Genomic DNA, 15957 nt, shown 5'->3' on the forward strand with positions numbered 1-15957 from the left:
CTCTATGTAAAACACTATGTACCCAGGTAACAGGGAACTTATGATCATCTTCGTTTAGGGAAGACAGCATATCCTTCATTTTACTATATTTCTTCAGCTAGCCTATCGATACTCTCACGATTTCCCAGTCATGCGATGCTGAATCTTGATAACAAATCCCAGATAAGCTCTCTGCGGCTGGATGCTCATATGTATTTGTTCTCCTCAAGCCTCTAACTTCTCCGTTTTCCGTATATTAAATCCCAGATTTCAGGGATGGTAGTTTTATTGATTCTATCTATAATTGATAATGATTATCATTATAGTGGAAGAACAGGGAATTGGAAAGAGGTTAGGAATCCGTCATCCACATCACTGCACAAAAAGATTTGGACGATCACCGCTGCCACGATGCTCAGCCAAGTAAGCCAACAGATGAAGCTTTTCGTTATGGACATGATAGCGTAGATAGTTTCCTGGTTCCTTTGTGTAACCAAGCTGTTCGCGCGCTGTTATTTTCATGCCGACACGGGAGAAGTTTTCATCCAAATAATCTGGATGATAGGTTCGCTCATGAGCTTGCGGAAACAGATGACAAATTCGCGAAAGTGAAGCGGCGGGGGGCTGATAATACAAATAGTGCCCCAGCACACGGGCGCCCGGCTTGAGATAAGTCAGCATCGGGAGAAGCGGGAAGATCCGATTGTGCAACGAAAAGTCGTTGAACGAAAAGCTGTCGACGATCAAATCAACGGTAACGGGAGCTAGAGGAAGCTGCCAATCACTGCTCACGATATAAAGCGCCTGCAAATCAGTATGGTTCTGTGAAAGCTTCTCTTTAAGCCTGATCAGCAGTTCGCTCGACGTACCGCAAAAGATGTACATCGTCTCCGGTGGGAGAGATGAGATGTACCTAGGTAGAACCGTGTACACATCAGCGTTGGCTTCCACGATCAGCTGATGCTTGGCAGGTTCGCTTCTAAGTCGGTCGGCCAACCATTGGTTGCCCTTTTCCGTCAAGTTGATAAAAGCAGATGAAAGCAATTGAAAACGCTCGTGCTCATAGCCATAGGTATATGCGGAACGAGCGTTTTCTTTATCCGAGGTAAGCAGAATGCCATCCTTGATTTCCGCCCGATAAGAGCAGGAGCAGTGTAATCGTGCGCTAAGCATATATTTTCCCTGAAGGAAGGCGTTTCGTATTTGCAGTGGAATGCGGCAGGAGGGGCAGTAAAGCAGGGGCAAAAAGGAGTAAGGCACTCCGGTCTCTGCTTCAGTCCTAGGCTCGTCCTGTAAAGTGATTAATTTATTTTCAAGCTGATGAAGAGCGTTTTCCAGTTGCTCTTTATCCTTCATTAGCCGCTGTTTCTTTTCGTTCATCATACGTAGATAATGCCAGCGAATGTCTTCGAAGACGGTAAAATCAGAGATTCGCTTCCTCAAAAGCATTTGGCGGATTTCCTGAAGTGTAAAATGAAACTGCTTCATTTCACTGATAAAGGCCATATCCTCAACGCATGAAGGAGTAAATTCATATTGGGCGCTTGCTTTTTTATCCGGAAGCAGCAGCTCGATTTCAATGTAGTAGCGTACCGTATCTACGGACACGTCAAAACGCTTGGCGAATGCCCCAATCTTCATGTAAGTACCTCCCATATTTTCCTTAATCTAATAATAAACTAAAATTGCGGGAGCACTCCAGATTTTTTTGGAAAATGAGATGTATTGCAGGCTTGATCTCAAGTACGCTCCATCTCTTAAGATAAGCGTATAACGAAGAAAGAGGTGAGATGTAATGAAGTTATCCGAATATGCTAGTTATGACGGTCTGGGGCTTGCTGAGCTGGTCAAGCGCGGCGAAGTTACGCCAGAGGAACTGACGGCATTAGCTTGCGAAGCTATCCGGCTGCTGAATCCGCAACTAAATGTGATGGCCGTCTCGATGCAGGAGCTAGCAGAAAAAGAAAGCAAGTCTGCTTTGCCGAATGGCCCATTTACTGGAATTCCATTCTTGGTCAAGGATTCAACTTTGCATGCGGCTGGAGTGCCTCTAAATAGCGGGAGCCGACTGGGGGAAGGAATGATTTACCCTTACGACTCCGAGATGATGAGGCGGTTCCGACAGGCAGGTCTGGTAACACTCGGATCCACCACAGCGCCCGAATTTGGCTTCAATGTAACAACGGAAGCGGTTCTGTATGGGCCGACGAGAAACCCTTGGAATCCGGATAGGAGTCCAGGCGGCTCAAGCGGCGGCTCTGCTGCGGCGGTCGCGGCAGGTATTGTGCCAATTGCACATGCCAATGACGGTGGCGGCTCTATCCGCATTCCTGCGGCTTGCAGCGGTCTGGTCGGCTTGAAGCCGACGCGTGGACGAACACCCAACGGTCCTGACAACGGAGAAGTACTGAGCGGACTCGGTATACAATTTGCCGTGACCAAGACGGTGCGTGATACGGCTGCACTGCTGGATGCGGTTGCGGGGCCAGACCCGGGGGCTTATGCTTGGGCCGAACGGCCGAACCGTCCCTTCTCAGCAGAACTTGCTGAGGAGCCGGGGAGACTGCGGATAGCCTGGACGGGCAAGCCGTTTTCAGGCACCCCCGTTGATGCGGAATGCTTGCGTGTCTTGCATGAGACCGTCGGCTTATGTGAGGAACTAGGGCATGAATTAGTGGAGGTATTGCCAGAAGTGGATTATGAAGCATTGTTTGTAGCGACGATGCACATATGGGCGGCCAACACGTATCATGGAATTGAGCGGCTTGCGAAGGCCCTGAATAGGAAGCCCTCGGAACATAATCTGGAAGCAACGATACTGAAAGCTTACCAATACGGCGCTACCTTAACCGCCCATGATCTGCTTAATGCCCTCGATATCAGTGCGCAAGCGTCTCGATCCGTCGGTCGTTTCTTTGAACAGTACGACGTGCTGCTTTCCCCAACGATCGCGTCTGTGCCTTTTCCGTTGGGCGAGCTGAATGCCAACAATCCGGATATCGATCTAAGAAGCTGGACAGAACAAGTATTCACCCGTGCTCCGTTCACTAGTCTCTTTAATACGACAGGCCAGCCTGCTGTATCACTTCCGCTCGGTTGGAGCGCGGACGGTCTGCCGATCGGGATGCAATTTGCTGGGCGATTCGCCGACGAAGCTACACTGCTGCGGCTCTCCGCCCAATTGGAAGCCGCCCGACCATGGAATCATAAGCGTCCCGTCATTCATGCAGCTAGCAGCCAATAAGCGACTCATTTTCTAATCAGACGAACAGAAGCCCAGGTCGACTTAGTTTAAAGATAGCGATAGCATGTAGTTTTATTATTACGTTCCTTATGATAGGGATGGAAAATCACAAAAAGGAGAGCATATGCGGAATAAAACAGATGTGGATAGATTAGCAGAAGTATATGCAATGCAAATGATTCTATGAAATAGAGATGTGTACTCGGAGAACTTAATGAAACTGGAGGGGCAAACGACTCAAACTCATCATAACTGAGGAAGAGAATCGGAAGGGCTTGCATAGTCTGGAATCGCACGAGGTGTTACAAAACGCCTCCTCGGTATGTTGATCAGCCAAATGATCCAAGTGGGGGGCAAGGAAAGACAGTCCCAAATAAGTAAGATAAGCGTTAATGTATTAGAAAAGGCTAGGCTTGGAAAAAACTAATTTTCCTAGCCTGGCCTTTCTTGCTTAACATAAAATGTTAAACCCGTTCAATACAAGGCTTGTTTTTGCTATCCTAACCCGCTTCGTTGTTATGCTGCTACGGTTTAATTTTTAAGTTGTGATTGGTTTTTACGATATTAGATTGAGTTGTTGCAGTTGTTATACTTGCCATCAAGCTTCCTCCTGTTCTTCAATATAATTTCGACATCTTCCACATGTATCCTTTTAATCGAATGCAAGACAAACAAGGGTATTCAATAATAAGCATCCGTAACAATCGGCCACCTCAATCGATACTATGGTTTAGGAGGGGATGCGAATGCAGGATCCATTTTTTAATACAGCCACGATCCATACGATTCGCAACGGAGTCGAAGTACATGAGTTGTGGCTGCTTATTAACGCACGCTACGATGAGACCGCCAAGCGATTCAAGCGGATCAATGTCGACAATTTTAGCTTCGGTTGGCAAATGCAGGCTTGTGGCACGTATCCAGGTGAAGAAAACATCGGAGATTTAGACAATCAGGGAATGAATTTATGGAAGGCTAACGGGAAAAAGGCATACAGTGTAGGGGAGCCTGCACGTGACCAAACCGGTGAAGATATCGGGGCTCTGCAACCGGATGGAAGCTGGCGTGAGTTCGGAATCATGCTGGGATGGAACAATCTGTTTATGTGTGACTCATATGGGGGAGTGACGATCGGAGGATCAGGCATTGAAATTGACGGCTCAGGCATATCCCCGCTCAGTAGGCTTTCACTGGGTAAATTCAGCGGTGGAAGCTTAGTCCCGCAGCGTCCTATTCAAGATTATGTGTTTGCCTATAACGGAATGTGTTGGAATGTTCAACATGGGCTGTGGAACAAAGATATTGGGGAACAGAGCGGCCTCTTCTATGGCTTGGCAGCACCAATCCACTACAATGATAAGGCTGATGGCTCGTTCAACCCGGATTCCAACAAGGCGAACATGGACAAAGCGGAAGTGGTCGTCATGAAATTGCCAGGTGGGAAATCTGCTCAGATCGAAAATTGGGAATATCTTGTGCAAATAACGAGCAGCGGGAACGCAAAAGTCCACGGTTATGATGTCCCGCTAACTCAAGCCATAACCGTTAGTTTAAATCAAAATCAAGCAGCTGACGTATTTTATCCGAATTCAACCTGGAACAAGAGGAATGCGCATATCTTGGGTGTTAAGGGAATGAAGGCTGATGGAACGACAAAATCGGTTCAAAGCTATGATGCTTCCTACTATGATTATGGCATATATCTCAGTATGCCTGCTGGATATACCCAAGCGGAGGTTCTATTGTCGAGAATCGGAATGTCGTCGGAATGATGTAATACAAAAGAGCCGCTTGGCTTAATGGCCAGCGGCTCGTCATTTTCTATAGATGCTATTTACATTTTAAAAACCCATTTATATTCTGAAGGATTCCATTCGATCTTTCCATCCTTGTTCAATTTTCCAAATTCCATAGCAACTGTTTTGTTGACTGCTTTCATCCCATTGTCAAAGGCAAAAGTGAAACGATTGCCGAATGTTTCTTCAATGCTTTGAACTGCATCAGCCAAGTTTACGACGATATCTCTTTTAATCTTGTTGTACAACCACAGTGCAACGTGTTGTTCGTTCATTTTACTTGCTCCCTTCATAATTCCTATATTCACGGCTGACAGTTTTGGGCTTCTCCGTCCTAAAGTCTGATCCCGTATCTTTATATTACTACAAGATCCTACCCAATCCTGCTATGTAAATGTGAAGATCTTTTGTCATTTAACGCTTATATGCTTGAGTGCATAGTTGCTTTACTGTGATAAAAAATAAATGGAGCACACAGTTGAGTAGAATCTACTTCTTAAATAATCATATCCTTTTCCCATTATCTTATGCTAAGGTAAGCGGTTTGCGACTACGATTGAATAGTGTATACAATTATTTAACTTGTATGTAGAGGAATTTCGATTATGATAAAGGAGTAAGAGGCGTAAATGATCTGACTTTTGAAAAAATGGTATTGACATGTTGGAGGAGTAAGTGTAAAATAAATATTTAATAGCGCAACACACTCCCTCAACCGTCATTTCACCGCCCATTTCGCCAACCACCTGTCTGTTCATTGGTTCGTTACTCACTATTGCTTTGTCCCTTTTTTAAGATTGGAATTGTACTTAGTAGTGAAGTATGCTTTATTTTTATTTGGCTATATTTTAGTTGTGAAATGTTTTGAGGATTAATCATCCTATGCTGGGATGATGTTTGAACATGTTGTGAAATGTTTAATCATGTTAAAGAAAGAGAATTTTAAGAAACCTGACTCATTGAAAATAGAGCTAGGAGGTTTTTTCTTAAGAAGTTGGAGGAATACAAATGAATACAATACTAGTAAACAATTGGTTGAATCACATGGGTGATTACCGTGCAAGCCGTGCATTGAATGAGCGTAGATTGACTTATCGCATGTCTTATGTACAAGATATGAAGATGAACATGGTGGGTGCGCGTCGTGAACAAGACAAGTTGCGTCATGCCATTACACGTGCGAAGGAACAAGAAATGATCTTCCATGCTGCGTGCTCGAAACTTGATGCTGTACATCGCGATGCATTGAATACGCGTTACATGCACAATCAACGAGGCATTGAACCTGGTGTCATTTCCGAAGCGATTGATGCTCTTACTGCGGCATTGCAGTTGATGGAGAAGTACGGAGCAATTCAGTATCGTATTGTTGAAGGTTATGTGATTATGAATTTTGTACAACAGCGCACAGCGTAAGTGTATAGGATGCGATCAGGATTTTATAAACTGTCATCTCACGGACAGTTCTCGTCCGCTTTAGCATCTCATATTGCATCTCATTTTAAACGATTGGGTGAGCATATGTTTTTGGAAAGTATGGAACGTTAACAGCCTCTTAAGGATAAAACTTAAGAGGTTTATTTATTTCCACTTGCTTTAATCAATTAACTTATTAAATCATTCCCCTAAGCCCCTCGCTTTTTTCCTAAAGAGCCTAAAGCAGAGCCTGCCCTAATTGTAATATGACGCTGGGATGCGCCCCCTTGCTTGAACAGATGAAGAGAGCGCTCTTCCCAATTAGAACATGGATTGATAGAACATAACTGCATCACAGATGCGTGATGCAATGAGCGTCTGAGTTCGTGGTTCAGTTAGCAGCTTGCGATCCCGATCATTGCTAATAAACCCGGCCTCAACAATCACTGCTGGCTGCTCCACCCGCTTGAGCAAATAATAAGTAGGGCCGAGCTCTGGCTGCTTATGCGATGCAAAGATTGGATTCAATGATTGTTGTATAAACCAAGCGAGCATTCGGCTTCGCCCTTCCTTCTGATGCAGCACAATCGGGCCGCGTGCAGCTTTGTTTTTGTTCCAATTGACATGAATGCTGATGAATACGGATACGGGGAGTTCTTGACTTAGCTGCCGACGCTGTGCAAGATCCTTGCGATGTCTAGAGCGGGTGGCTGACCAACGGTTATCATCGCTAAGCGCATAATCACCGGTTCGGTTGACAATGACCGGAATGCCCCTCGATTTCAGCATAAGATACAACTTCTGAGCGATAGCTAAATTAATGTCCTTCTCCAAGATATTGCCGTGAGTTGTTCCTCCATCAATTCCCCCATGTCCTGCATCAATTAAGACCAGCTTAGAGAAGGGAAGACTCGGAAGTGATCCAATTGGTTCTGTATTGGGTGGAACAGCTGCTGCAATAGGTTCAGGGATTGCGTCCACGGCTGACTCCTGATATACGGCTGTCTCATTTGTGGCGGCAGCACGTCCAGCATGTCCGACCCCAATATTAGCGGTACACCCGATGACAATAGCTATAATGCCAGCGACCATTCGGCGCAATCGCGATGCACATGACGGTTGATGTAGCATGAAGCAATCCCTTCTTTCTGTCACATGGTCAACATAATCACTCCATCTTTATCGTGTACAGCGAAGCACAACCTCATTCCTGCCAATTTGGGTTGGTGCGCCGTAGATCTGGGTATCCTAAGAATGACGGGGCGAGGCAGCCAAGAGATAACGACGAGAGGATTGAGAACCGTTATGGCTAAAGCAGGAAAAGGAGAAGACTTGATTAAATACATTACACAACGCGTTGTCACCTATATGGATACGCCGGTTGAAGCGCGTCGGGAGCGTCAAATGGAGCGGAAAAATCGTGCAAAGGAATCGTGGCAAACGAAGTGGTTCGGAATGGTGCCATTCGGAGTTAAAATGTGGGCTGGCCAATGGGGGAGTGCAAGCAAGCCTCTGCTCAAGCGGGCCAGAGAACTAAATGTGCTCCGACTATTGCGCAAACAAGTCAAAACAGCCTCAAATTCTCCATCATCAGGATCTGGGACGCCTTCTCAACCTTAGGCAAAAAAAGGGGCACGCCTTTGAAGGTCGTGCCTCTTTGCAAGGATCAAGCTATGAACATATTTTTATGACTGTGGAATAAATGCCCCCGCCTGCAGTGCATCTGAGGAGGGGAGCCAGCGTATGGATTTCATGTCTTGAGAAGCGACGATTACATACACATTGTCGCTTGTTTTTGTCAAATCGCTTGAATTGCTCTGACCATCTCTATTTCCTCCTCCAAACATCCATCTCTGAATCCCGATATACGAAAAAGGTTGATTAACAGCCCCGCCACTTATGCGCTGTACATAAACCCAATTTTGATCACGATAAGTAAGAGGAAGCTCCTTAGAGCTATTTATAGATAGCTTAGTCATCCAGTTCACTTTCTCATAGGGATCAAATGGTGCAATCAAACTGCTTGAAGAGGCAACCTCGCTGTAGCTCTGCGAGGAGGCGGCGGCATGAGAGGATAGCAATTGTATTGGAAGCAATCGTTCCTTGCTGTCCATGCGTTTAGATTGACTCGCTGAGGGCTGACTCAACAAGGTCGGGCTATCATTTGCATCTCGCTTTGTTGGCGCTGGTGCATACTGCTTCGGCAGCGGGAGCCATTCTCCACTTTGCGCATCAAGCCAATCAACGTTCCCGTTGTGCCATTCCACTCGCCATACGGTAAGCAGCGGGGCTAGCTGGTACGGGTAAATGCTCGTTACATGAACTTCCTTATTATGTTCCTCAGCAAGCTGCTGCTGTCGATCTAACAATGCATCCTGTAAGGTTGATTCATCGAAGGGCTGCTGTTCGCCAATCCCATATTCCGACAGTCGTATTCGACCATCGGCATCTGCCTGTAGAATCATATATCCAATTTGCTTTTGCTTGTCCATGACGCGGATGAACCACCCATGCATGCCAGGGCCAAGAGGGAAGCGTTCTGTATCTGCATGCTCCCATTGCTGGAATGGGGCCTTCTTGGCGAGCTGCTGCTGATAGTGGATAATTGCTTCATCAATCTGTTTGTTCTCTCCACCCCCTGATAGCGGGGTCAAAGATGCGGGTGCAGATTGGAAGGTGTGATAGGTAGACGAAGCAGAAGTAGACGTCAAGATGATCGAATGTTCACTAAATAAGGATTGTTGAAAGGAGAGCGGAGCATAAGCTTCGCTTACCAAGTTCTCATTGGTTCTGCCCGATAGTGGCTTGGCTTCGCTTGATGCAAACAGAATGCCGACAGTAACACTGCCAGCTACAAGGGAAGTCAGTGCAGCGGATGCGGCGATATAAGCCAATTTCGTCCACCAAGGTTCATTATTCATGCGAATCACCTCTAATTTCCGTTGTTACAGGCTTTCTGTATCGGTTGCTGTTAGTTGATTTCCTTAATTGTAAAGGACAAGCTCTAAAAATGGTGTCGTTCCATTGTTCAGGTGCTTGTCCTTTACACGTTCTATTTTTGCCGCAATGTGGCGTTTCTGCACTGTTCATGATTGATAGGCTTAGGCCAATGTCGAAGGAAGATGAATCAGACCTGCATTGAGAAAATTGACCGCAATCCGAGGCTCGAATTGCCACCGAATCTCTTGGCACCTCATGTCATATTGCTGCTGGATCTGTTCTTGTTTCGAAGGGGAATTTGTATTCCCTTGTTCGGGATCAGTGTCGGAATCATCTCCGCCATGCTTGTCCTTGTTGGATGGCATATTCGCAGCCTGCTCGGCATCGGTGCTGAATTGCTGAAGCTGAGGTTCGTAATAAGACTTCAATCTCGCAAGCTCTTCTTCCAATCGTTCTGACGCCTCCACAGCCCATGTATTGTCATAGGTAGAGATGAGATCGATTAAATGTCTTTCTACAGCCTCGCGGGCTTGTTGAATAGACAACGACCAAGGCGCAACATGCACATTGGAAGGAAGCTTAGGGGACAAGGGCATGGACAGCAGTTGTTCCATGAAGTCAGTCCGGATGCGTCCCGTTACAAGAGATATTCCGAACGAATGAATTTCCTCTCTCTTCAGATCGCAAGCAAATTCGACGTTAAGATTTAAGAGAAGCCATGGCTCATATGCAGTAGAACGCTTACTACCTCGTGTGGAACTACTTGCAGCAGTACTGCTGGCATTGGCTGGTTCAGCGAACAATTGAATGAAGCTACCCTCTTCATGAACCGCTTGCATGATGCTCGACAACCGCCGGCTACCGAAGGTAACATCCTCGCGTGGAATTCGCCCTATGCCTCCACCGCCGCCTGTGAAGGCGGGTGCTACGCCGAAGTAGCGACCGAGGATGGAGTCGCCGGGGGCTGTACCGGCAGGGGTAGAGCCCGGAGGCGGAGCAATAGTTGCACCAGTTGGCGGAGCTGTGGCGTTACCCGCAGGTGGCAGGACTGGCGGGGCAGAAGGTCCACGAGGAGGTTCAGGCGGCATCGCAGAAGGATCGAATACGAAGGTGAATCGCATCGTCTCGGGCTCTGCCCCTGTGCGATCAACGAAACCCCAATAGTAGGGACGGTTCGTAAGCTTCCGATCGGCTCGTTCTGACAGCTTCACGGTTACACTGGCAGGTGAGGTCTCCATGATATGACAATCGGTGGCCTCCAAATAATCGAGCACAAATCGTCGTACTTGCTCCGTATTCATTCCTTCCTACCTCCTATTCCTGTCATCATCCTTCAATCTCGGCACTCATGTTATGCAGGAGATTACTTATTGCTGCACTCTTCTCGTCGTCTTCCATATCTATTTCTTCACGTATCGCATTTAACGAATTGCCTAAACGCTCCACCTCGGTGCGAATCAGATCTTCCGAATCCGATTCCAGAAGAATGCGGGAGAGGCTCTTCTCGAGAGAATCCTGCTTCTCGAACCGTTCCAGGATCATGTCGAGACTGCCGATGACCATCTCGAACATGTTGATTTTCTCATGAAGCAGGTTCAATATATATTCTTCAATCGTTCCTTGCGTTGATAGGTTGTAGATCTTCACATCATTGTTCTGACCAAGCCGATGTACCCTACCAATCCGCTGCTCTACGCGCATCGGGTTCCATGGCAAATCAAAATTAATCATATGATGGCAGAACTGCAGATTGATACCTTCGCCCCCGGCTTCTGTTGCAATCATGACCTGTGCCCGTCCGCGGAAAAGATCCATCATCCAATCCTTCTTGCCGCGGTTCATCCCTCCGCTGTAAGGAACTGCGACTAGACCGGCATTGCGGAAATACTGCAGCAAGTACTCCTGGGTAGCTCTGTATTCGGTAAACACGATAACTTTTTCATTAATCTCGCGAATAATGTTCATCGCCGTTTCGGCTTTAGTATTCGCATTAATGCCTTTAATGAGATCGACAAGATCCCAGATATAATTGCGAATAGGGGAGTCCTCGGCAAGCTTCTTTGACAAATTCACGAGTGTTAAGAAGACGGCATCCCGACTGGAGCATACTTCCCGCTGCAGCGTAATGAGGGAGAACATGCTGCCGATATCCCCGCTGCTTGTTCGATATTGCTCCTTTACAAATCGAGTGACTCCATCATAGAGCGCCTGTTCTTCCGGCGAGAGGGTGAGTGGAACATTCTTAACGATGCGCTTCGTAAAATGAACATTGCCTTCACCTCTGCGATTGCGCACCATGACCTTCGATAGCTCGCTCTGGAGCATGCCCTCATTCTTCGGCATCCGCTTGTCTGCGACGAAGTTCGTGCTGAACTCCCCTTGACCGCCCAGCTGACCTGGCTTCAGCAGATTGATCAAGTTATACAACTCGTTCATATCATTCTGAACGGGTGTAGCAGTTAGCAGAAGACAGTATTTCTTGCGCAAATGCTGAATGAATTGATAGTTCGTTGTTTTCCGATTTTTCAGTTTATGGGCTTCATCAACGATTAACATATCGTATTCCTGCTCCATGAGAATTTCCTTGTGCGGATCGCGCTTAGCTGTATCCATGGAAGCGACTACGATGTCATTCGCCCATTGATATCCCTTCTTTTGGGCAATCGCGGGAATGCCGAACTTATGGTTCAGCTCACGAACCCATTGCAGCACAAGAGAGGCGGGCACTAAGATGAGCACTCGCTTCACAAGTCCACGAATCATATATTCCTTCAAAACAAGACCGGCTTCGATTGTCTTCCCGAGACCTACTTCATCGGCTAATATTGCTCTGCCTCGCATATCATGCAGCACTTTGCGGGCTGTCTCCAATTGATGCGGCAGTGGATCGACGTTTGTAATATGAGTTAAGCATTGAAGCTCGTCAAATGCATGAATTCGCTTTGCCTGCTGGGCTTCGTATGCAAGCCGGAATAAGGTCCAATCATCCCAAGGGCTGTTTTTGTCAATGCGAGCAAGAAGCTCGTCCGTCCATCCGTTCTCGATAGTAAGGGGGATGCTACCTATTGCAGCTGTGCTAGTACGGGAGGATGAGGAGGGGTTATCTCCATTATTACCCACAGCTCCCATAGATGCTTCGATTCCGGGGTAAGCTAGTGTCGTAGAAGCGTTACTCGGTGTACGAGACTCTTCGTTCGACGGCTGATACGTACGCATGTTGTCTCCCTCCCTAATCGATTCGTTATTCCTCATTACCGTGTAGTATGGACGTAATCTTCTTATTTCATAACTGTTCATACGATACGATGGAAAGAGTTTGAAATGAGGGATTTATCACAGTGTTTTTGTATATGTTGATGTAAAATGCTTTTTGGACACTAGATATAGTGTTTAGTACATACCATGTAAGCAGGTCTAACGCACGTGGTTGTCGGTAATGATTTGATGAATTGAAGAAGCCAGGAGGTCGTTCTCTTTGAATATGCCACAGAAGAAACGCTTGGAAGGATTAAGTGAGAAGATATTTCTAGATCGATATGCAAAAAAGGATGCAGATACGAATAATACCCGAGTGGGGGACGTTGTACTTGTATTAACGAAAGATGATCCGAAATTTCCGACGAAGGAGGTTGGAGAGGTTACTGCACGTAATGGCCGGAACTTATCTGTTGCACTCCGAAGCGGGGCGACCATCCAGACATCTATTGAGCATGTTACCCTGACCGTGGAGAAAACACCGGAGGAAATGTGGGATCGATTGGCATCTGCAATTGCCTCCGTTGAGACTACGGAGAAGCAAGCAGAATGGACGGACAAATTCAGATATATTCTCGATGATTGGAAGCTTGTCCCGGGTGGACGAATCGCAGCAGGAGCAGGAGCAAGTGAGGAGCTAACCTTGTTCAATTGCTATGTCATTCCGTCTCCGAAGGATAGTCGAGGCGGGATTATGCAGACGCTCTCGGAAATGACAGAGATTATGGCTCGGGGTGGCGGCGTTGGCATCAATCTATCCTCGCTTCGTCCAAGACGGGCTATTGTGCGTGGTGTTAATGGCTCATCCAGTGGAGCGGTTTCATGGGGAGGCTTATTCAGCTATACGACAGGACTTATCGAGCAGGGCGGCAGCCGGCGTGGTGCCTTAATGTTAATGATGTATGATTGGCATCCGGACATTTTGGATTTTATTACGGTGAAGCAGACTGCAGGTCAAGTGACGAATGCGAACTTATCTGTCTGTGTTAGCAATGGATTTATGAAAGCCGTGAAGGAGGACTTGGACTGGGAGCTTGTATTCCCAGATACGAGTGATCCGGACTATGATGAGCAGTGGGATGGAGATTTGGAAAAGTGGAAGAAGGCAGGCAAGCCCGTCATTCCTTATCAGACAGTTAAGGCCCGCGACATTTGGCATACGATTATAGAGTCGGCGTGGAAGTCGGCGGAACCGGGTGTTGTCTTCATGGAGCATTATAATCAGATGTCGAACAGCTGGTATTTCAACCCGATTATCTGTACGAATCCTTGTGGAGAACAGGGACTGCCGGCGTGGGGTGTCTGCAATTTATCTGCGCTCAACCTGTCCAAGTTTTATGATGCTGAGAAGCGGGATGTTGCTTGGGAGGAGCTATCGAAGGTAACGCGTTATGCGGTGCGCTTCCTCGATAACGTCATAGATAAGACTCCGTATCATTTTGAGGAGAATAAAAACAATCAACAGAAGGAGCGGCGTGTCGGGCTTGGCTCGATGGGATTGGCAGAATTGATGATCAAGCTTGGAATCCGATATGGAAGTCCTTACTCGCTCGAATTCCTTGACCGACTGTTCGGCTTTATTGCTCGCGAGGCCTACTTGGCTTCTGCGGATATTGCTGCGGAGAAAGGGGCTTTCCCTGCCTTTCAAGCAGAGCCTTACTTGTCAAGCGGCTTCATGAAGCAAATGTGCGGTGTATATCCTGAGGTCGAAGAAGCAATTCAAGCGAAGGGGATGCGTAATGTAACGGTCATTACACAAGCGCCGACGGGCAGCACGGGTACCATGGTTGGCACTTCCACCGGGATCGAGCCGTACTTCGCCTTCAAATATTACCGCCAGAGCCGTCTCGGCTATGACGAGCAGTTCGTGCCGATTGCGCAGCAATGGAAGGATGCGCATCCGAACGACCAGCTGCCAGATTACTTTGTAACAGCGATGGATCTGTCAGCAGAGGATCATATTCGTGCGCAAGCAGCGATTCAGCGCTGGGTGGACAGCTCGATTTCCAAAACGGCGAACTGTCCGAATGACTTTACTGTCGAGCAGACGAAGGAATTGTATGAACTGGCGTTCGACCTCGGATGTAAAGGTGTAACCATTTACCGAGATGGAAGTCGAGACGTGCAAGTGCTGTCGACGGAGAAAGAGTCGAAGCAGGAAGAGAGCAACCATTCAGGATTGGGGCAAGCTGATTCCCATTCGAACTCGCAGCAAAAGCAGCCTGAACAGGATGATTTCCGTGCGGACAATCAGGAGAAGCAGCAATCCGTGCAGAATCATTTTAATACGGACGGTCAGGAGAAGCCGCAATCAACACAGGGAGGGGTTCTGCATTGCGAGTCTTCCTCTGTTTCTGAAGATCAGCAGAAGACGAAGAACAATGGGAATGGAAATGAGCAGCAGCTTCATCGGCAGGATACTGGCTCGTCTGGTGTATCATCTTTGAGTGTCTCTTCAGATCATGAACAGAAGGATGGAGTACGAGCGCAGGAAAGTAATGACGGTCAGGAATCTACTCAGGAATCTACACATGGCAATGCTTCTCCTTCTGCTGAGGTAACTGCAACCAAGGGGGGAGAGTCTGAATCAGCAAGCTCAAATAATGTGTACAAGCGCCGTCCACAAGTATTGCGCGGGGCAACGTATAAGATTAATACGCCGTTCGGGATGGCGTACATTACGATTAATGATTTGAATGACATTCCTGCAGAAATCTTCTTAAACGTCGGCAAGGCTGGATCCGATGTATTTGCGATGGCGGAAGCGCTAGGCCGCGTATGTTCCCTGTTCCTGCGCTATGGCGACCATGGGAACAAAGTAGAGCTGTTAATCAAGCATTTGAAGGGAATCGGTGGTTCAGGCTCCGTTGGCTTCGGTGCTAATCGGGTGGAGTCGATTGCAGATGCAGTCGCAAAAGCGCTGGAGACACATATGCAGGAGCAGGCATGTGATCAAGAGCTTCAGCGAAATAGTAAAGGGAGAAACGGTCAGCAGAACCATCAAAATGACAGCGGTCAGTCGCATAACAATAACCAACAATCGAGTGAAAATGGCCATCAGTCAAAAAACAACAATCAGACTGCCAGTGGCAATCATCAACAGGTTAATTCTTCACGACAGGAATCGATCGAACAGGAACCAATCGCAGCTGCGATTGAAGATTCATCATCTGCTCAGAAAGATACATCTCCACCGATGATGAGCGGGATGTCGAGAGACTTATGTCCTTCCTGCGGTTCAGCTTCTCTTATCAATATGGAAGGCTGCAAGACGTGTGCGAACTGTGGATACAGCCGTTGTTCATAAAGAGCTTATGTTCGAAGATT

At 47.1% G+C, this 15957-nt stretch carries 11 protein-coding genes; 5 read left to right on the forward strand and 6 right to left on the reverse strand.

Translation table 11 applies throughout. The features are described from left to right. Positions 1–351: 351 nt before the first annotated feature. The gene (locus BP95_RS31675; RefSeq protein ID WP_051614225.1) at positions 352–1620 is read right to left on the reverse strand and encodes a MerR family transcriptional regulator; all 1269 of its coding nucleotides are present in this window, start codon (positions 1618–1620) and stop codon (positions 352–354) included. Positions 1621–1774: 154 nt separating this feature from the next. On the opposite strand from BP95_RS31675, the gene BP95_RS0129215 reads away from it, so the two are divergent. Then, positions 1775–3223 carry an amidase gene (locus tag BP95_RS0129215; protein ID WP_028533877.1) on the forward strand — a complete coding sequence of 483 codons (1449 nt, stop codon included), beginning with the start codon at positions 1775–1777 and terminating at the stop codon, positions 3221–3223. A gap of 746 nt (positions 3224–3969) precedes the next feature. Continuing rightward, complete coding sequence (locus BP95_RS0129220; RefSeq protein WP_028533878.1) at positions 3970–4995, forward strand: hypothetical protein; 1026 nt, start codon at positions 3970–3972, stop codon at positions 4993–4995. 62 nt (positions 4996–5057) lie between these two features. Here BP95_RS0129220 and BP95_RS0129225 read toward each other — a convergent pair whose 3' ends face one another. After that, complete coding sequence (locus BP95_RS0129225; RefSeq protein ID WP_021253185.1) at positions 5058–5294, reverse strand: DUF6953 family protein; 237 nt, start codon at positions 5292–5294, stop codon at positions 5058–5060. A 733-nt stretch (positions 5295–6027) separates the two neighbouring features. On the opposite strand from BP95_RS0129225, the gene BP95_RS0129230 reads away from it, so the two are divergent. After that, positions 6028–6435, forward strand: a complete 408-nt coding sequence (locus BP95_RS0129230) for a hypothetical protein (RefSeq protein ID WP_021253184.1) — start codon at positions 6028–6030, stop codon at positions 6433–6435. A 321-nt stretch (positions 6436–6756) separates the two neighbouring features. Here the strand turns inward: BP95_RS0129230 and BP95_RS0129235 are convergent, their stop codons facing one another. Next, positions 6757–7566: an N-acetylmuramoyl-L-alanine amidase gene (locus BP95_RS0129235; RefSeq protein ID WP_036667670.1), complete on the reverse strand. Its 810-nt coding sequence runs from the start codon at positions 7564–7566 to the stop codon at positions 6757–6759. A gap of 174 nt (positions 7567–7740) precedes the next feature. Here BP95_RS0129235 and BP95_RS0129240 point away from each other — a divergent pair, with 174 nt between their 5' ends. Beyond that, complete coding sequence (locus tag BP95_RS0129240; RefSeq protein ID WP_021253182.1) at positions 7741–8055, forward strand: YqzE family protein; 315 nt, start codon at positions 7741–7743, stop codon at positions 8053–8055. A 65-nt stretch (positions 8056–8120) separates the two neighbouring features. Here the strand turns inward: BP95_RS0129240 and BP95_RS0129245 are convergent, their stop codons facing one another. The 3 genes from BP95_RS0129245 to BP95_RS0129255 form a co-directional block, all read right to left on the reverse strand. Beyond that, positions 8121–9356, reverse strand: a complete 1236-nt coding sequence (locus tag BP95_RS0129245; protein ID WP_028533881.1) for a hypothetical protein — start codon at positions 9354–9356, stop codon at positions 8121–8123. Positions 9357–9536: 180 nt separating this feature from the next. Beyond that, complete coding sequence (locus BP95_RS0129250; protein ID WP_028533882.1) at positions 9537–10676, reverse strand: YqhG family protein; 1140 nt, start codon at positions 10674–10676, stop codon at positions 9537–9539. 25 nt (positions 10677–10701) lie between these two features. Then, positions 10702–12591, reverse strand: a complete 1890-nt coding sequence (locus BP95_RS0129255) for a DEAD/DEAH box helicase (RefSeq protein WP_028533883.1) — start codon at positions 12589–12591, stop codon at positions 10702–10704. A 265-nt stretch (positions 12592–12856) separates the two neighbouring features. Here BP95_RS0129255 and BP95_RS31680 point away from each other — a divergent pair, with 265 nt between their 5' ends. Next, complete coding sequence (locus BP95_RS31680) at positions 12857–15937, forward strand: adenosylcobalamin-dependent ribonucleoside-diphosphate reductase (RefSeq protein ID WP_036590697.1); 3081 nt, start codon at positions 12857–12859, stop codon at positions 15935–15937. The last annotated feature ends 20 nt before the right edge of the window (positions 15938–15957 follow it).

This window comes from Paenibacillus sp. UNC217MF, from assembly GCF_000686865.1.
Lineage (GTDB): Bacteria > Bacillota > Bacilli > Paenibacillales > Paenibacillaceae > Paenibacillus_B > Paenibacillus_B suaedae.